Origin of the sequence: Haliea alexandrii (genome assembly GCF_003719295.1) — a bacterium.
GTDB lineage: Bacteria > Pseudomonadota > Gammaproteobacteria > Pseudomonadales > Halieaceae > Haliea > Haliea alexandrii.
In genome coordinates, this window is sequence record NZ_RFLW01000003.1 from 290,814 (window position 1) to 309,197 (window position 18,384).

17 protein-coding genes are annotated in these 18,384 nt (G+C 63.0%); 4 read left to right on the forward strand and 13 right to left on the reverse strand.

Annotated elements, in window-relative coordinates; translation table 11 throughout:
• Positions 1-71 precede the first annotated feature (71 nt).
• Positions 72-1,427 carry an exodeoxyribonuclease VII large subunit gene (gene xseA / locus EGJ68_RS13690; protein WP_408609913.1) on the forward strand — a complete coding sequence of 452 codons (1,356 nt, stop codon included), beginning with the start codon at positions 72-74 and terminating at the stop codon, positions 1,425-1,427.
• Between the two features lie 10 nt (positions 1,428-1,437).
• On the opposite strand, the gene EGJ68_RS13695 is transcribed toward xseA, so the two are convergent.
• On the reverse strand, positions 1,438-2,085 hold the full coding sequence (locus EGJ68_RS13695) for a Crp/Fnr family transcriptional regulator (protein WP_027948688.1): 648 nt from the start codon (positions 2,083-2,085) through the stop codon (positions 1,438-1,440).
• Positions 2,086-2,297: 212 nt separating this feature from the next.
• On the opposite strand from EGJ68_RS13695, the gene EGJ68_RS13700 reads away from it, so the two are divergent.
• From EGJ68_RS13700 to EGJ68_RS13710, 3 genes are read left to right on the forward strand one after another with little or no spacing between them, the layout of a single operon-like run.
• Positions 2,298-3,740: an adenylate/guanylate cyclase domain-containing protein gene (locus EGJ68_RS13700; RefSeq protein WP_199228052.1), complete on the forward strand. Its 1,443-nt coding sequence runs from the start codon at positions 2,298-2,300 to the stop codon at positions 3,738-3,740.
• Positions 3,733-4,107, forward strand: a complete 375-nt coding sequence (locus tag EGJ68_RS13705; RefSeq protein WP_123035131.1) for a response regulator — start codon at positions 3,733-3,735, stop codon at positions 4,105-4,107. Before EGJ68_RS13700 ends, EGJ68_RS13705 begins: the two co-directional genes overlap by 8 nt.
• A complete protein-coding gene (locus tag EGJ68_RS13710) occupies positions 4,104-5,639 on the forward strand; it encodes a sensor histidine kinase (RefSeq protein ID WP_123035132.1) in 1,536 nt (511 codons plus the stop codon). The genes EGJ68_RS13705 and EGJ68_RS13710 overlap by 4 nt, the downstream gene beginning before the upstream one ends.
• On the opposite strand, the gene EGJ68_RS13715 is transcribed toward EGJ68_RS13710, so the two are convergent.
• The 12 genes from EGJ68_RS13715 to rimM all read right to left on the reverse strand — a co-directional run bounded on the left by EGJ68_RS13715 (position 5,587) and on the right by rimM (position 18,373).
• Entirely contained in the window at positions 5,587-6,195 is a 609-nt protein-coding gene (locus EGJ68_RS13715; RefSeq protein WP_233248823.1) for a hypothetical protein, read from the reverse strand. The genes EGJ68_RS13710 and EGJ68_RS13715 overlap by 53 nt on opposite strands.
• Positions 6,196-6,280: 85 nt before the next feature.
• Positions 6,281-7,777: a lysine--tRNA ligase gene (gene lysS / locus EGJ68_RS13720; RefSeq protein WP_123035133.1), complete on the reverse strand. Its 1,497-nt coding sequence runs from the start codon at positions 7,775-7,777 to the stop codon at positions 6,281-6,283.
• 9 nt (positions 7,778-7,786) lie between these two features.
• Positions 7,787-8,885 (reverse strand): peptide chain release factor 2 gene (gene prfB, locus EGJ68_RS13725; RefSeq protein ID WP_123035134.1). Its coding sequence is split into 2 segments (ribosomal slippage): positions 7,787-8,809 and positions 8,811-8,885, totalling 1,098 coding nucleotides; the frame shifts between segments, so codons are not numbered across the junction.
• Positions 8,886-8,987: 102 nt separating this feature from the next.
• Positions 8,988-10,730, reverse strand: coding sequence for a single-stranded-DNA-specific exonuclease RecJ (recJ, locus tag EGJ68_RS13730; protein ID WP_123035135.1), 1,743 nt, complete (start codon positions 10,728-10,730; stop codon positions 8,988-8,990).
• A gap of 11 nt (positions 10,731-10,741) precedes the next feature.
• A complete protein-coding gene (thrC, locus tag EGJ68_RS13735; protein ID WP_123035136.1) occupies positions 10,742-12,139 on the reverse strand; it encodes a threonine synthase in 1,398 nt (465 codons plus the stop codon).
• Positions 12,140-12,150: 11 nt separating this feature from the next.
• Positions 12,151-13,458: a homoserine dehydrogenase gene (locus tag EGJ68_RS13740; protein WP_233248824.1), complete on the reverse strand. Its 1,308-nt coding sequence runs from the start codon at positions 13,456-13,458 to the stop codon at positions 12,151-12,153.
• Positions 13,459-13,490: 32 nt separating this feature from the next.
• Positions 13,491-14,687, reverse strand: a complete 1,197-nt coding sequence (alaC, locus tag EGJ68_RS13745) for an alanine transaminase (protein ID WP_123035138.1) — start codon at positions 14,685-14,687, stop codon at positions 13,491-13,493.
• A 118-nt stretch (positions 14,688-14,805) separates the two neighbouring features.
• Positions 14,806-15,555, reverse strand: coding sequence for a DsbC family protein (locus tag EGJ68_RS13750; RefSeq protein WP_123035338.1), 750 nt, complete (start codon positions 15,553-15,555; stop codon positions 14,806-14,808).
• Positions 15,556-15,651: 96 nt separating this feature from the next.
• On the reverse strand, positions 15,652-16,557 hold the full coding sequence (gene xerD, locus EGJ68_RS13755; RefSeq protein ID WP_123035139.1) for a site-specific tyrosine recombinase XerD: 906 nt from the start codon (positions 16,555-16,557) through the stop codon (positions 15,652-15,654).
• Between the two features lie 101 nt (positions 16,558-16,658).
• Entirely contained in the window at positions 16,659-17,018 is a 360-nt protein-coding gene (gene rplS / locus EGJ68_RS13760) for a 50S ribosomal protein L19 (protein WP_123035140.1), read from the reverse strand.
• Positions 17,019-17,063: 45 nt separating this feature from the next.
• Positions 17,064-17,807, reverse strand: coding sequence for a tRNA (guanosine(37)-N1)-methyltransferase TrmD (gene trmD / locus EGJ68_RS13765; protein ID WP_123035141.1), 744 nt, complete (start codon positions 17,805-17,807; stop codon positions 17,064-17,066).
• A gap of 29 nt (positions 17,808-17,836) precedes the next feature.
• Positions 17,837-18,373, reverse strand: a complete 537-nt coding sequence (rimM, locus tag EGJ68_RS13770; protein WP_123035142.1) for a ribosome maturation factor RimM — start codon at positions 18,371-18,373, stop codon at positions 17,837-17,839.
• Between the last annotated feature and the right edge of the window lie 11 nt (positions 18,374-18,384).

Below are 18,384 nucleotides of genomic sequence, written 5' to 3' on the forward strand. Positions count from 1 at the left end.
CCGGCTGGCGGGTAGCAGCTAAACGTGCAATTATAAATCTTCTGGCCACTACAGGTAAACCAAAGTCCGTGCTGCAACACCCTACTTCCGGCAATCTGCCCACGCTGACCGTCGGCCAACTGAACCGTGAAGCGCGGCGCCTGCTGGAAAGCCACTTCGACTACGTATGGGTTGAGGGTGAAATCAGCAACTTTGCCGCCCCCTCCTCCGGCCACTGGTATTTCTCCCTCAAAGACAGCGGTGCACAGGTGCGCTGTGCCATGTTCCGCAATCGCAACCAGCATATGCGCGTCAAACCCGCCAATGGCATGGCCATAAGGCTGCGCTGCCGGGTTTCGCTGTATGAAGGTCGCGGCGAATTCCAGCTCATTGTGGAGCACTTGGAGCACGCGGGGGCAGGTGCGCTACAAGCAGCATTCGAGCGCCTGCGCGACAAGCTCCAGGTGGAGGGATTGTTTGCCGCGGAGCGCAAACGCGCCCTGCCGGCGGAGGTGCGCACGCTGGGCGTGATTACCTCCGCCAGCGGCGCCGCCATTCACGACGTGCTCACCGTCCTGCGACGGCGCTGCCCCGGCATGCGGGTTCTGCTGTTGCCGGTGGCAGTGCAGGGGGAGGCCGCAGCCGGCGAGATCGCCGCCGCCCTGGCACAGGCCAATCGCTGGCAGGCGGCGGGCGAGGCGCACTTCGACGCCCTGCTCGTAACCCGCGGCGGCGGTTCGCTGGAGGATCTCTGGGCTTTCAATGAAGAGGTGGTTGCGCGGGCCATTGCCGCCAGCGCGCTGCCCGTGGTGAGCGCAGTGGGCCACGAGGTCGATATCAGCATCGCCGATATGGTGGCAGACCAGCGCGCGCCCACCCCCTCTGCCGCGGCGGAGCTACTGAGCCCCGACCAGCGCGAGCGCGCCGCCCTGCTGCACCGGCTTGAACAGGCCATGGTCGGGCGCATGCGCCTGCGGTTGGAACGGGCCGGTCGCGACCTGTATCACCTGCGGCAGCGCCTGCGCCACCCCGGCCAGCTGCTGCGTGAACAATCGCAAAGGCTGGACGAGCTGGAGCAGCGCCTGCTGCGAGCCCAGCGCGGTCATTTGCGTGAACAGCGTGGGCGGCTGGCAGTACTGGAGCATCGCATCCGGGCGCGCTCACCCGAAGCGCGCCTGCACACACTGACTAATCAGGTGATGCAGCTGGACCAGCGCCTGCAGCGCGGGGTGCAACAGCAGCTGCGCGGCGCGGCATCCCGCCTGAGCCACCTCTCCCAATTGCTGGATTCAGTCAGCCCGCTGGCCACCTTGACCCGCGGCTACAGTATTCTGCGTGACGAACACGGGGCTGTTGTGCGGGATGCCGACAGCGTGCGGGAGGGTTCGCAGCTGGACGCCCGGCTGGCCCGGGGCGAGCTACGGTTACAGGTACTGGCGAAGCGCTAGCCCCGCCCACTCAGTACTTGGCGGGCAGCCGGGTATTAATGATGATGTGGCGGCCCTCAAAACGAATGTACTCGCCGATGGTGAGGTCCTTCAAGATGCGCGCCACCATCTCCCGTGAAGCACCCACCCGGTCCGCAATGTCCTGCTGGGTGAGTTTTTCCGGGATGAACAGCGTGCCATCGCCGCGCTCTTCGGACAGGTCCATCAGCACATTGGCGACGCGACCATACACATCCTGCAGTGCCAGGCTCTTGACGTCCGCCGTGAGCTTGCGCACACGCTGGGCCAGGTTGCTGATGAGCTTGCGCGCAATACTCGGGTGCTCATCGAGCACGCGATTAAAGTCTTCCTTGAAGATGATACAGAAGGAGCACTTCTCTACCGTACGCACCGAGGCAGACCGCAAAGAGTCGTCGAGCAACGCCAGCTCACCGAAATAGTCGCCGGCGCCCTGGGTGTTCATGATGAATTCTTTGCCGTTCTTGTCACTGCAGTAGACCTTGACCTTGCCACTTTCGATCACGAACAGCGAATCGGCCGGATCATTTTCATGGATCACGACGGTGTTCTTCGGAAATGACCGGCTGGTACTGCTGCTGGCCAGTGCGTCCAGTTCCTCTCGCGAGAGCCCCTGAAATATTTCTACTTGCTGCAACATGCTTGTTATTCCTGCCTCATGCAAAGCCTGTCCCTGAAGCCATGTCCACATACTACCTCAAGTGTCACGGCAAACACACCTGTCAGGGCAATTACCACCCGGTACCGGCAAGCATCACCACCCTTCTTATATAACGAATGAAAGTCCGATTTCCACAGTAATCCGCGCATCGCTATACTGCAGGCCACTATGCGACCCGGAACCCGCGCCACGTGAGCAACCACAGCACAGACTCGCCCGACCTCTGGAGCCATATTGTGCGCGGCGCTGTTACCGACCTGCGCGCGCAGGCCAGCGCCAGTGGTGAAGCCATGCCGCCCTCCGCACTCGAGGATCTGCAGCGTATTTTCAGCCTCGCCAGCACGTTGGAAGAACAGCTGGCAGCGCTACACAGTCACCATGACCTGATGAACACGATCTCAGCCATGCGCGGCTATGCGGAAATGCTGCAGGAGGACATCGGTGCGCAACAGCCGGCGCTGAACGACAGCCTCACGCGGCTCCTGAAAGCTACCGCGAACGCCGCCGCGAGCGCCACCAACGGTGCGGACGCGCAACGCCCACCCGTTATGGCGGCGGAGCCCGGCTTTATACTGGCCGTGGACGACTTGGCGGAAAACCGCGAGTTGGTGGCCCGCTACCTGTCACGGTCCGGCCACCTGGTGGTGACCGCCGCCAGCGGTGCCGAGGCACTGCGCGCGCTGGCGGAATCGGATGTCGACGTCGTCCTCCTCGACCTGATGATGCCCGACATGGACGGCCGCGAGGTGTTGCGGCGTATCAAGGCGAATCCGGACTGGCGCGCCACACCGGTCATCGTCATTTCCGGCAGCCAGGACATGGACGGTATCATTGCCTGCATCGAAGCCGGCGCCGACGACTACCTGTTCAAGCCCTTCAACCCGGTGCTCCTGCAGGCGCGGATCAAGGCGGGTATTGAACGCAAACGCTGGCACGACCGTGAGGAGCAGTACCGGCAGCAGCTTGAACGCAATGAGAAATTCATCCGCGCCACCTTCGGGCGCTACCTGTCCGATGAGATCGTCACCGACATCCTTGAGCGCCCCGAAGGCCTGGAGCTGGGCGGCGATCTGCGCGAGGTGACTATCATGATGTCGGATATTCGCGGTTTTACCAGCCTCAGCGAGCACCTCGGCCCGGCAGAGGTGGTCGCCATGCTGAATCGCTACCTCGGCACCATGACGGACATCATCATGGCACACAGCGGCACGATCGACGAATTCATCGGCGATGCCATACTGGCGGTATTCGGCGCCCCGCAAAGGCGCGATGACGACGCCGACCGCGCCGTCCGCTGCGCGCTGGCCATGCAGGCCGCCATGCAGGGCATCAACACCGACAACGCCGCCGCCGGCCTGCCCGCTCTGACCACCGGTATCGCCCTCAACACCGGCGCTGTGATCGCCGGCAACATCGGTTCCGAACGGCGCAGCAAATATGGCTTCGTCGGCCACCCCATGAATGTCACCTCGCGCATTGAAGACCATTGCCGGGGCGGCGAAATACTCATATCGGACAGCACCGCGGTGAAGCTCAGCGGCCGCTACACGCTGAGCGACCGCCGCGAGCTGGAGGCCCGCGGGCTCGACCAGACGGTGGTGGTGCACCGCATCGAGGAGTACCGTGATGGCTGAACAGGCGCCGATCCTGCTGGTTGAAGACAACGAAATCAATTGCGAGATGCTGAGCCGACGTCTGACCCGCGCCGGGCTCAGCGTAATCACCGCCGCCGATGGCGAGCAGGCCCTGCAGCTCATGGCCAGCGCACAACCCGCACTGGTGCTGATGGATATGAACCTGCCGGTGATGGACGGCTGGAGTGCCTGCCGTGCGGCGCGCCAGAACGCGTCGCTGAGCGATATCCCCATCATCGCCCTCACCGCGCACGCCATGGAGACCGACCGGCAAAGTGCACTGGCCGCGGGCTGCGATGACTATGCCACCAAGCCGATCGATTTCCCCGACCTGCTGAGCAAAATTCGCCGGTTGCTGCCCGCATGAGCTTGCGTCGCCGCCTCACGCTCTCCCTCTGCACCATTCTGGTGCTGTTCTCGATCAACGTGGGAACACACTTCTGGGGGAGCTATGCGCGGCAGGAGAGCATGCTCGCCTACCGCAGTTCGGTCACCGCGGCACAGCTATCGACAGATGCGGCGCAGTTGCTCGAAAACCAGCGCCAGCAGATTCTGGTATTGGAAACCCTGCGCGAAACCACGGGCGACAAGCTGGACAGTGAAGAACTGGTGGACGCGGAAACGGACATCGCCACCATCGACAGTAAACTCAGCGAACTCGGCGCACTGACCAGCGAAGTCACACGGCCCCAGTATGAGCGCCTGCAACAGGCCAGCCGCTACCTGCTGGACAGCTGGCTGGCCTTCTACCGCAACTTCAACGATCCCGATTTCGATAGCGACATTGACGACCCCCTGCCCTTCGTGGAAACGCTCGAGCATTTGCGCCAGCTGGAGCAACGCCAGGCCTTCATCGCCGCGCAACGCTCTACCATCATCGATCGCACCATTGCCCTCACCGACCGCATTACGGTAATCGGTTTTGTCGCCACCATTTTTCTCACCGCGTTACTCGGCTTCTTCCTGCTGCGCTACACCAAGCGCTCCCTGAAACGGCTCAAGCGCGGCACCCAGCGCATCGGCATGGGTGATCTGGACTACCGCATCGACGACTTCGACGACCGCGGCGAACTGGGCGACCTGGCGAAGGCCTTCAACGACATGTCAGACAAGTTGCGCCGGGCCATCGAGGATGTACGTCAGGCCAAGGACGACGCCGATGATGCCAACGCGGCCAAGAGCCGCTTCCTCGCCAATGTCAGCCACGAGTTGCGCACACCACTCAACGCCATTATCGGCTATAGCGAAATGTTGCAGGACGAGCTGGGGGACCCCGGCGAAGTGGACCGCGAGCAGTTTCACAGCGACCTGGAAAAAATTGTGCGCTCGGGGCGCCAACTGCTGGCCCTGATCAACGACATCCTCGACCTGTCGAAAATCGAAACCGGGAAGATGACGCTGCATCTGGAGACTTTTGCAACAGGCGATATCCTGCAGCAAGTATGCGATGCCATGACCCCGCTGCTTCGCGACCGCAACAACCGCTTGCATGTGCCGGACTGGACCACCCTGCCACCCCTGCACAACGACGCTACGCGCTTCCGGCAAATCTTCCTCAATCTGCTGAGCAACGCCTGCAAGTTCACCCGCGATGGGGACGTGCACCTCACGGCGACGCCCTCCCACCGCAATGGGCAGGGCTGCTGGCAGTTTACGGTGCGCGATACCGGCATCGGCATGGACGCCGCGCAGCAGGCGCGTATATTCGATGCCTTCGTACAGGCCGAAAATACCACCAGTGCCAATTATGGCGGCACGGGCCTGGGGCTGGCGATTTGCCGGGAGTACTGCGAGCTGATGGGCGGCGATATCCGCGTGGAGAGCACGCCCGGTATGGGCTCTGCGTTTACGGTTGAACTGCCCGCGAAGGCCCCAACGTCAGCTCCCGCAAACGCTTGATCGCCTCCTCGCGTTTCTGCAGATCTTCACGCAGCGTCGCGTTGCTGCTTTCCAGATCGGAAATATGCCGATTGAGCAGTGCGAAAGCGGCCAGTGAGTCGCGCATGAGCAGCGCAGTCGGGTGCACCTGCATTTCCGCGGTGAACTGCGCCACCAGCCTGCGGAAGGTCGCCTCGGCCGCGTCGTGGTCGTAGAACGGGCTATCCGGCAGCATGCCCAGATAGGCAATGGCGATATCCGCCTCCCACTGCGCGGCGGGCTCCACCTCCAGGCGCTTGTAGCGCTGGAAGTGCTGCAGCGCGGCGACGGCCTCACCTTCACTCAAAGCACGATAGCCCCGCTCAAGAAAGGTGTAGTCGCGGCTGGCGGGCGTGGCACAGGCACACTCGGACTGCGAGGGCAGGTTCAGGGTGAGCTCCGGGGCAGGGGCGGCCGGCACGCCAGCCTCGGCGGCTTGTGCCTGCTGCGGAGGGTCAGCCGCTTCCGGCACGGTGGCGCAGGCCGATAAGCCAAGCAACATACTCGCCAACAGCAGCGGCGCCGACAGATTACTCACGGGAATACCCTCGCACTGAACCCCAGACCATCAGTGTAACACCGCGGCGTGAACACCGCTAAGGCGCGAGCAGGTAAGGCTGACCTCATTCCGGGCGCAGGTGCGGGAACAGCAGGACATCGCGAATCGACGGCGCATCGGTCAGCAGCATGACCAGCCGGTCGATGCCGATACCCTCACCCGCGGTGGGTGGCATGCCGTATTCCAGTGCGCGAATATAATCCGCATCGTAATGCATGGCCTCTTCATCACCGGCATCTTTCTCGGCGACCTGGGCGCGGAAACGCTCCGCCTGGTCCTCGGCATCATTCAACTCCGAAAAGCCATTGGCGATCTCTCGCCCGCCGACGAAAAACTCAAATCGGTCGGTCACGAAGGGATCAGCATCGCTGCGCCGGGCAAGCGGCGAGACCTCGGTGGGATAAGCAGTGATAAAGGTCGGCTGGTCTAACCGGTGCTCAACGGTTTTCTCGAAGATCTCGATTTGCACCTTGCCCAGCCCCCAGCTCGGCTTCAGCGGAATACCCAGCTCCTCGGCAATGGCGCGCGCGCCCTGCTCATCCGCCAGCGCTTCGGCGTCCATACCGGGGTTGTGGCTGAGAATGGCCTCGACCACCGTCATGCGCTGGAAGGGCCGCGAGAAGTCGTACTCCGAGCCCTGGTAGACCACCCGCGTATCACCCAGCACGCTGGCCGTGAGCTGCCGCAGCATGTCTTCGGTGAGGTCCATGGCGTCGCGGTAGTCCGCGTAGGCCCAGTAGAACTCGAGCATGGTGAACTCAGGGTTGTGCCGGGTCGAAAGCCCTTCATTGCGGAAGTTGCGATTGATTTCATACACCTGTTCGAAACCACCGACTACAAGGCGCTTGAGGTACAGCTCCGGCGCAATGCGCAGGTACATGTCCAGGTCCAGCGCATTGTGATGGGTAACGAAGGGTTTGGCCGCCGCACCGCCGGGAATGACCTGCATCATGGGGGTTTCCACCTCCATGAAGCCGCGCCCGTCCATGTAGTCACGGATGAAACGCACAATGCGCGAACGCAGGGTGAACACGGCGCGGGACTCGGCGTTTACAATCAGGTCTACATAGCGCTGGCGGTAGCGCAGCTCCTGGTCTGACAGACCATGGTATTTATCCGGCAGGGGGCGCAGCGCCTTGGTCAGCAGGCGCGCGCTGTTCATGTTGATGTACAGATCGCCCTTGCCTGACTTGTGCACAGGCCCTTCCGCACAAACGATATCACCCAGGTCCCAGCTCTTGATCTCGGCCAGGGTCGCCTCGTCGAGGCCCTTGCGGTTGAGGTACAGCTGGATCTGACCAGAGCCATCCTGAATCAGCAGGAACGCGCCGCGGTTGCGAATCAAACGCCCGGCGACAGCGAAGCGCTGGTCGTCCTCTTCGAGCTGTTCCTTGCTGCTCGCGCCGTATTCGCGCTGCAGGTCAGCTGCCCAGCCCGTGCGCCGGAAGTCGTTGGGGAAGGCGTTGCGCTGTGTGCGCAGCTGGCGCAGCTTGCCGCGCCGCTCGGCGACCAGCTTGTTCTCCTCGTCCGGGCCGCGCACGGCCTGATCCTGCTCTTTCATAATGGTGTCCTACAGCCCTTTCTTCAGTGAGGCTTCGATAAACAGATCGATATCCCCGTCCAGCACCGCCTGGGTATTGCTCGTCTCCACGCCGGTGCGCAAGTCTTTGATACGCGACTGATCCAGTACGTAGGAACGGATCTGGCTGCCCCAGCCGATATCGGCCTTGCTGTCCTCGGTGGCCTGCTTGGCCTCGCTGCGCTTGAGCATCTCCAGCTCGTACAGTTTGGCGCGCAGCATTTTCATCGCCCGGTCCCGGTTCTGGTGCTGCGAGCGCTCGGTCTGGCAGGACACTACAACGCCGCTCGGGTTGTGCGTGATCCGCACGGCGGAATCGGTCTTGTTCACGTGCTGACCGCCCGCGCCGCTGGAGCGGTAGGTATCCACGCGCAAGTCCGCGGGGTTGATGTCGATTTCGATATCGTCGTCAATCTCAGGCGCCACGAATACCGAAACGAATGACGTGTGGCGCCGGTTGCCGGAATCGAACGGTGATTTGCGCACCAGACGGTGCACACCGGTTTCCGTGCGCAACCAGCCGAAGGCGTACTCACCCTCGAAGTGAATCGTAGCGCTCTTGATACCGGCCACTTCCCCGGCCGACACTTCGATCAAATCGGTCTTGAAGCCGCTCGCTTCGCCCCAGCGCAAGTACATACGCAAGAGCATTTCCGCCCAGTCCTGGGCCTCCGTACCGCCAGAGCCGGACTGGACATCCAGGTAGGCGTTGTTGGGGTCCATTTCGCCGGAGAACATGCGCCGAAACTCCAGCTGCTCCAACTGTTTGACCAGCGCGTCGATATCGGCGCGCACTTCGGCGACTGTTCCCTCGTCATCCTCCACCGCTGCCAGTTCCAGCAGGTCGGCGGCATCACCCGTAGCACCGTCCAGGTGCTCAATAGTGGAGACGATTTTTTCCAGCGCCGCGCGCTCACGGCCCAACTCCTGCGCGCGCTCAGGCTTATCCCATACGCTGGGTTCGGCGAGCTCCAGCTCTACTTCGGCAAGACGTTCCTTACGGGTATCGAAGTCAAAGATACCCCCTCAGCACGGCGGTGCGTGCCTCGATATCCTTGAGGGTTTGTAACAACGGGTTGATCTCTAACATGGTGAGCGAGTCCTGCAGGAAAAGGCGCGCAGTGTACCGTAGCGAACAAAAACAGGCCACAGGCGACCGCGCGGCACAGGGTCGGAACAGGCTGCCTGGACGCTACAGCGCTTCGAGCTGCTCGACCATAAGCTGCAAGGTACGCCGCCCTCGGAAGGCGTTTACATCCAGCCGGAAAGCGGCGTGTACCCATTCCCTGCTCTCATCCGGCCACAGATCGAGGTCCACATTGAAGGCGATGGCGTCGAATACGTCGCTTGACCCCGGCCGGCCAAGCACCAGCTTGAGGTGTTTGCCCCCCACCAGCCGCTGCTGCACGATGCGGAACCGGCCGTCGAACAGCGGTTCCGGAAAGTGCTGCCCCCAGGGCCCGCCCAGGCGCAGGGTTTCAGCAAGCGAGAGATCAAAGTCCGCCGCCTCAAGCTCACCATCCGACGCCAGCACCGCCTCCAGGTCGAGGTCCCGCCCGTGTCGCTCAACTTCCGCCACGAAAGCCGCCGCAAATGCAGCGTAGTGAGCCCGTGGCAAGGTGAGGCCGGCGGCCATGGCGTGGCCGCCAAAGCGGGTGAGCAGCCCCGGGTGGCGCGTTGCCACGGCATCCAGCACATCGCGCACATGGATACCCTGGATGGATCGCGCAGACCCCTTCAGGTCGTCGCTATCGGCGCCTGCGTCGGCAAATACGATAGTCGGTCGGTGCAGCCGCTCCTTCACCCGCGAGGCGAGGATGCCGATCACGCCCTGATGCCAGCCGGGTTCATACAGCGTAATGCCCGCCGGCACACCGCCCTCACGGGACACGGGCCCCAGGCCCTCCAGCAGTGCCAGGGCTTCCTCCTGCATGCCCTGCTCTATGCGGCGGCGCTCTTCGTTCAGGCGCTGCAAACGGCCCGCATAGTCACTGGCGACGGCGCGATTGGGCGCCAGCAGGCATTCGATGCCGATGGACATGTCATCCAGCCGTCCGGCGGCATTGAGACGCGGCCCCACCGTGAAACCCAGGTCGGAGGCCACGGCATTGCCGGGGTCGCGGCCGGCTACCTCCAGCAGGGCGAGAACGCCCGGACGCGCCTGGCCGCGCCGAATACGCTGCAACCCCGCGGCCACCAGAATGCGGTTATTGCGATCCAGTGGCACCACATCGGCCACAGTCCCCAACGCCACCAGGTCCAGATACTCGGCCAGGTTCGGTTCGGGCAGCGCCTGTTGTTGAAACCAGCCGCGACGGCGCAGCTCGGCGCGCAGCGCCAGCATGACGTAGAAGATCACGCCTACGCCGGCCAGTGCCTTGCTGGCGAAGCCACAACCCGGCTGGTTCGGGTTGACGATGACCTCTGCGGCCGGCAGCTCGCTGCCTGCCAGGTGATGATCGGTGACCAGCGTGACAATACCCAGCGCGCGCGCCGCCAGCACGCCGTCAATGCTGGCAATGCCATTATCCACGGTGATGATCAGGTCCGGCTGCCGGTTCGCCGCGAGCGCTACGATTTCGGGGGTGAGGCCGTAACCGTACTCGAAACGGTTCGGCACCAGGTAGTCAACATGCGCGGCACCGAGCGCGCGCAGCGCGCCGAGCGCCACTGCCGTGCTGGTTGCGCCGTCGGCATCGAAATCACCGATGACCAGCAGTCGCTGTCCGGCAGCGAGCGCGTCGGCCAGCAGGCGCGCTGCCGCATCGGTTCCCGTCAGCGTATCCGGTGGCAGCAGCTCCTGCAGGGACATCTGCAACTCGGCGGATTGCCTGACGCCGCGGTTGGCGTAGACCCGTGCCAACAGCGGTGACAATTCACCCGAGGAGAGCAGCGGCACCGCTTCCGGCGCGCGCCGAACAACCCGTCGAATCATCCGATGGGCGCTCAGGCGCCGAGGTTGTTCGCCATGAAGGCCTGCACGGCGGCCAGGTCGCAGGGCTGCACTTCAAAGCGCTCTGTGCGGTCAAACAGGTCCGAGAGATGCAACGGCAAAGGGGGCTCACAACCCACCACCGCGCGCTGAATCGCCTGAGGGAACTTCGCCGGGTGCGCGGTCGCGAGGGTCACCACCGGAATGCCGTCACCGATGCCCGAGGCCAGCGCTGCCTTTACCCCGATCGCGCTGTGCGGATCGAGCAGGTACTCAGACTCCTGCCACACGGCGGCAATTTGCGCACAGGTTTCCTCGTCGGGCACACGATAGCTGGAAAACAGGGCGCGGGCGCGCTGCATCGCGGTATCCGTGAAGTGGACATCGCCGCCATCGAAATCGCGCATCATGGCAGCCACGGCATGGCCATCACGGTCGTACAAATCAAACAGCAGGCGTTCGAAGTTGCTGGACACGGTGATGTCCATACTCGGCGACAGCGTGTGCTCCAGCGACTGCCGGCCGTAGGTAGCCGTGGTCATCACCCGGTGCAGCACGTCGTTGCGGTTGGTGGCGATGATCAGCTGCGCAACAGGCAGGCCCATCTGGTGCGCCAGGTAGCCGGCGAAAATATCACCGAAGTTGCCCGTCGGCACCGAAAACGCCACGGGCCGTGCCGGACCGCCCAAGGCAACGGCGGCATAGAAGTAATACACGATCTGCGCCATGATGCGCGCCCAGTTGATCGAGTTGACGGCCACCAGGTGGCGGTCGTCCGGCAGGAAACTGCGATCACCGAAACTGGCCTTGACCATGGCCTGGCAGTCATCGAAGTTGCCCTGCACGGCGATGTTGTGAATGTTGTCACCCACCACCGTGGTCATCTGCCGCCGCTGCACCTCGGATACGCGGTCGTGCGGGTGCAGGATGAAAATGTCGATGTTCTTGCAGCGTTTGCAGCCTTCGATGGCCGCGGAACCGGTGTCTCCGGAGGTCGCCCCCATGATCACCACTTTCTGGTGGCGGCGTTCCAGCACATAGTCCAGCAGGCGCCCCAGCAACTGCAGCGCGAAGTCCTTGAAAGCCAGCGTGGGCCCGTGGAAAAGCTCCAGCACCCATTGATTGTGGCCAATCTGCACCAGCGGGGCGACCGCACCGTGGCGAAACACCGCGTACGTATCGGCGATGATCTCGCGCAGATCCTCGCGGGGAATACAGTCGCCGACAAAAGGTTCGATGATGCGCTGCGCCAGCTGCGCATAGTCCATACCCGCCATGGCGGCGATCTCGTCGCGGCTGAACTGCGGCAGTGTCTGCGGCACATACAGGCCGCCATCGGAGGCGAGGCCGGTCAGCAGGACCTCCTCGAAGTTCAGGGCGGGGGCCTGGCCCCGAGTGCTGATGTATTGCATGTTTGCTCCTGTTAGCCGTCCAGCGGCTCGACCCGGATCCTGACCACCTGGCCGGTGATCGTGTCCAGCGCCTCGATTTCCGCCACGGCCGCATCCACGCGGCCCTGTGCCGCGCGATTGGTCAGCACGATCAGCGGGACCGTCGCCTGCCCCGCCGCCGGCGCCTTCTGGATCAGCGCTTCAATGCTGATGCCGTGGTCGCTGAAGATGGTCGCGATGCGCGACAACACACCCGTGCGGTCCTCGGCTTCCATACGCAGGTACCAGGGTGTTTCGACCTCGGCCATCGGCACAATCGGCAGATCACGCAGTGCTTCATTGGAGAACGACAGGGACGGTACCCGGCTCACCTGGCCGGCGCTGAGGTCGCGCGCCAGATCTACCAGATCCGCCACGACTGCCGAAGCGGTCGGCTTGCCGCCCGCACCCGCGCCATAATAGAGCGTGGGGCCGACCGCACTGCCCTCAACCAAAACGGCGTTTTTGACACCGTTCACGTTGGCCAGCAGACGATCTTCAGGAATCAGCGTGGGGTGCACGCGTAACTCCACCCCGCTCGGCCCCTGTTTGGCAATACCCAGGTGCTTCACCCGATACCCCAGCTCTTCTGCATAATCCAGATCCTGGGGCGTGAGGCGCGTAATGCCCTCGGTGTACACGGATTCAAACTGCAGCGGGATGCCAAAAGCGATAGAGGCGAGTATCACCAGTTTATGCGCGGCATCGATGCCCTCCACATCAAAGGTGGGGTCTGCCTCGGCGTAACCCAGGGCCTGCGCCTCCGCCAGCACATCGGAAAACTCCCGGCGGTGCTCGCGCATCTCGCTGAGGATGAAGTTGCCCGTACCGTTGATGATGCCCGCCAGCCACTCGATATGGTTGCCCGCCAGGCCCTCGCGCAACGCCTTGATGATGGGGATACCACCGGCTACCGCGGCTTCATAGCGCACTGCAACGTTATGCTCCGCCGCCAGCGCAAACAGCGCATTGCCGTGTTCGGCAATGAGCGCCTTGTTGGCCGTCACCACGTGCTTGCCGGCGCGGATGGCGGCTTCCACCAGCTCACGGGCAACGGTGGTGCCGCCGATCAATTCCACCAGCACGTCAACGTCCGGGTCGGCCACGACATCGAAAATGTCCCGGCTGACTCGCACACTGCCGGTATCGCAGGCAGGATTGTCGCGCCGCGCGCCAATGTGCACGACGGCCAGAGGCGCCTGCGCGCGCGCGGCGATCGCCTCGGCGTTTTCCTGCAGCAAGTTGAAGGTGCCGCCGCCTACTGTACCCAGGCCGCAGATTCCGATTCTCACGGGTTGCACTGGAGATCCCCCTGTTGCTTCATCATGCATCGTCACACCGTTCCCACGTGGCCATCGGCGCGGAACATGCGCTTGATATTACGCAGGGCCTGACGCGTGCGGTGTTCATTTTCAATCAGGCCAAAACGCACATAGCCCTCACCGTATTCACCAAAACCGACGCCCGGCGACACCGCCACCTGTGCCTCCTGCAACAGCTTCTTGCTGAATTCCAGCGACCCCATTTCCTGATAGAAGTCAGGAATGCGTGCCCAGACAAACATGGTCGCCCGGGGTGGCGTGACCGGCCAACCCAGTGCATTGAGGCCACTGCACAGCACATCACGACGCGCTTTATACATGGCCGTGATTTCCTGCACACAGCTCTGGTCACCCTCCAGCGCGGCAATCGCGGCCACCTGAATAGGCGTGAACATGCCGTAGTCGAGATAGGACTTCATGCGCCCCAGCGCGCCGACCAGCTGCTTGTTGCCGCAGCAGAAGCCCACCCGCCAACCCGGCATATTGTAGCTCTTGGACATGCTGAAGAATTCCACCGCCACCTCACGTGCGCCCTCCACCTGCAGAATCGACGGCGCGACGTAGCCGTCGTAGCAGAGGTCAGCGTAGGCGAGATCCTGCACCACCCAGATCTGGTGCTCACGGGCAACGGCGATAACCCGCTCGAAAAACTCCAGCTCCACCACCTGCCCGGTAGGGTTGGAGGGAAAGCTCAGCACCAGCATCTTGGGCCGCGGCCAGCTGTTGCGGATGGCGTTCTCCAGCTCATCGAAGAAGCTGTTTTCATCGCCCATCGGCACGTGGCGGATATCCGCGCCCGAAATCACGAAACCGTAGGGGTGAATGGGATACGCCGGATTCGGCACCAGAATCGCATCACCCGGGCCGGTGGTGGCGAGCGCCAGGTGCGCCAGGCCTTCCTTGGAACCGAGCGTAACTATGGCCTCGGTGGCGGGGTCCAGCGTGACGTCGTAGCGGCGCTGGTACCAGTCGCAGATAGCCTTGCGCAGGCGCGGTATGCCCTTGGACTGCGAATAGCGGTGGGTGTCGCCCCGACGCGCTGTTTCTACCAGCTTGTCGACGATGTGCGAAGGCGTTGGCTGATCGGGATTGCCCATGCCGAAATCAATGATGTCTTCACCTGCCGCACGCGCCTGCTGCTTCAGTTCACCGATAATATTGAACACATAGGGGGGCAAGCGCTGTATGCGCTGAAACTGGTCTTCCACGGCACAGGGACTCGGTTGGGCAGCCCGCTACAGGCTGCAAACTAAAAAGGTGGCAAACAGTACTGAGTACACCCGTGGCTGTCAACGGAGGGAGCCGGCTAAACACGCCGGCCGGGGGCTATTGCAGGCCAAGCGTACCCATCAGCTCGTCCGCGGGCTGGTAACCGGGAATCATCTGGCCGCTGGCCGTGATAATGGCCGGCGTACCGCGCACGCCCATCGACTGGCCGAGCTGGTACTGGTCGGCCACGGGGGAACCCTGGCACACGTTCTCGGCCACGGACTCGCCGTTCTTCAGGCGCGTGAGGACGTCGGCGCGGTCATTGGCACACCACGCCGTTGCCAGCTTGCGATACCCCTCGGAGGCCAGGCCAGAACGCGGATAGGCGAGGTAGCGCACCTCGACGCCGCGCTTGTTCAGCTCCGGGACTTCGCGATGCAGCTTCTGACAGTAAAAACAGGTGACATCGGTGAATACCGTGATATGGGACCGTGTCTCCCCCTTGGCAGGGAATATGATCATGTCAGCCGGCGAGAGTGTCGCGAGCCGCTCGGCGCGCTCACCATCGCGGCGCTTCTCCGCGAGGTTCACATAACCCGCAGGCCCCACCGTGAACAGGTCGCCCACAATAAAGAACTGACCGGTGCGGCTGGCATAGACCAGCGGGCCGTCGACCAGCTGTACCGCGTACATGCCCTCAATTTCACTGGGTTCAATCGTCGCCACTTTGAGCCCATCGGCCGGGCTTTCGAGCATCTGACGCAGGGAGTCCGCCACGTCCGCAGGCACAGGGTCGGCAGCTCTGACGGAGACAACAGCACCCGCAAACAGGCAGGCCAGCAGAACAGTTAGGACTCGGTTGATCATGAACATTCCTCGGTTACGGACGGCCTCTGCCGCCGGAGTTCGTGGTGCCGCGGCAGTTTGGAACACACGGCTTGTGACAAGTTCCACGGCGCTTGTTCACCCGCGCGGGTGATGCCGGGCGTGCAGTTCCTGCATGCGCTGCCGGGCGACGTGGGTGTAAATCTGGGTTGTGGTCAGGTCGCTGTGCCCCAGCAACATCTGCACCACACGCAGGTCTGCGCCGTGGTTCAGCAAGTGCGTGGCAAACGCGTGACGCAATGTGTGCGGCGATAGTGGTTTACTGATCCCCGCACGCCGCGCATAGATTTTAATACGATACCAGAAGGCTTGGCGAGTCATCATGCTGCCGCGACGGCTGGGAAACACGGCCTCGCTGGGCACCCCCCTGAGCAGCTCCTGGCGCGGACCCACCAGAAAACGCTGCAACCAGCTCAACGCCTCCTCCCCCATGGGCACCAGTCGCTCCTTGCTGCCCTTGCCAAATACCCGCAGCACGCCCTGATTCAGGCTGACCTGCACCAGCTGTAACCCGGTCAGCTCCGACACCCGCAAACCGCAGGCGTAGAGCAGCTCCAGCATGGCGCGGTCACGAAACTCCAGGGCATCACCGGTATCCGGCGCCGCCAACAGGCGCTCCACATCCTGCTCCGACAACGACTTGGGCAACGGGCGCCCCAGCTGCGGACTGTCGATATCCAATGTCGGGTCCGCGTCGAGGCGCCCTTCGCGCAGCAGATAGCGATAGAAGCCGCGCGCGCAGGACATGAAGCGCGCTGTCGACCGCGGTGATTGTCCCTTGCCGAGGCGTGCGGCGAGGTAGGCCTGCAAGTCGACGCGATCGGCCTCGAGGAGCCTCGCCTTGCGGCCCGCAAGCCACTGCTGATAGTGGCCGAGATCGCGGCGGTAGGCGTCCAGCGTATTGCCACTCAGGCCTTTCTCCAACCACAGCGCATCGAGATATTGCTCAATGGCTGGGTCTAGTGAATCGGGCTGGGCACGCATGGGCCGCTAGCCTAGCACCGTTTGCCACGGCACAGAACTGCCGGATACGCAGGCACAAAAAAAGCGGCCAGGTGGGCCGCTTTCGATACTGCTTGCACGCCTTACCTGGCGGTCAGCTTTTCCTTGATACGAGCCGCTTTACCAGACAGTTCGCGCAGGTAGTACAGCTTGGCCTGACGCACGTCACCGCGACGTTTGACGGTCACACTGTCCACCAGGGGGCTGTACGCCTGAAAGGTACGCTCGACGCCCACACCGTGGGAGATCTTGCGCACGGTGAAGGCAGAGTTCAGGCCGCGGCTGCGCTTGGCAATGCACACGCCCTCAAACGCCTGCAGACGCTCGCGGTTGCCTTCCTTCACTTTTACCTGCACCACCACCGTGTCACCGGGGCTGAACTCGGGCAGATCTTTTTGCATCTGTTCAGCGTCAAGCTGAGAGATAATCTTGTTGGTGCTCATGGTGCGCTCCTGTCATTTACCGTGCGTAGCTTCACAGCTAGCGAATCAACTCAAATCCCGTTCCTGGCAGTACAAAGCCAGCAATTCCTGTTCCTCGGCCGTCAGGGCCCTGTCCTCCAGCAGATCCGGGCGCCGATCCAGCGTGCGACCCAGCGCCTGCTTGAGGCGCCAGCGACGAATCCGCTCGTGATCGCCGCTCAACAAAACCTCCGGTACCGCCTGCTCCCGATAATTCTCCGGGCGGGTGTAATGTGGGCAATCCAGCAATCCGTCGGCGAAGGAATCCTCCTGCGCCGACAGCGCGTGGCCCAACACACCCGGCAACTGCCGGATCACCGCGTCCATGACCACCATGGCCGCCAGCTCTCCACCTGAGAGCACGTAGTCGCCGATGGATAACTCCTCGTCGACCTCGCGCTCGATCAGGCGCTCATCAATGCCCTCGTAGCGCCCCGCAATCAACACCAGGGCAGACTCCCGCGCCAGGCTGACCGCCTTGCGGTGATCGAACCTGCGCCCCTGGGGGGACAGGTAGATTACCCGCGCTGGCTGCTTCGCCTGCTCCCTGGCAGCGCGAATCGCCTGCTCGAGAGGCGCCACTTTCATCACCATGCCGGGGCCGCCGCCAAACGGGCGATCGTCCACCGTGCGGTGGCGGTCTTCGGTGAAGTCCCTGGGGTTGCTGTGGCTCAGGCCCACCAGCCCCTGCTGCACCGCGCGCCCGGTTATACCGTGCTCGCTGACCGCGTCGAACATCTCCGGAAACAGGCTCACCAAAGCAATATGCATGTGTGCCACCCGCCTCCCGTGAACGGCTCCTAGTCTTCCGGAAACCAATCCACTTCGATCCTTCCCGACTCCTCGTCCACCTGCCGCACCGTGGTGCCGGGCAGCCAGGGAATGAGCCGTTCCCGCTGGTCGGTACTGCCCTCACAGGCCTTCACCACCAGCACATCGTTTGCTCCGGTCTCGATCAGGTAGTCGACTACGCCGAGCAACACCTGTCCGCTATCCGTATGGCACCACACCTGCAAACCCTGCAGCTGGTGCCAGTAGTAATCGCCTTCCTCCAGCTCGGGTAACGCGCTGCCGGCAACGCTCACCTCAAGACCCCGGAAGGACTCGGCAAGATCGCGGTCATCAACACCGCGAATGTGGGCCACCAGCCCCTTGCCCTGCCTGCGCCCGCCATCGAACTCGATGGCTTCATAAGCGCCGCGCCGCTGCACCTTGAACCCACTGAACTCGAGGAAATTTTCCATCGGTTCAGTGTATGAGTGAATCCGTACCCAGCCCTTGATGCCATAACAGCCGGTTATACGGCCGATGACCAGGCGCTCAGCGGCCTCACTCATGCCCGGCGACG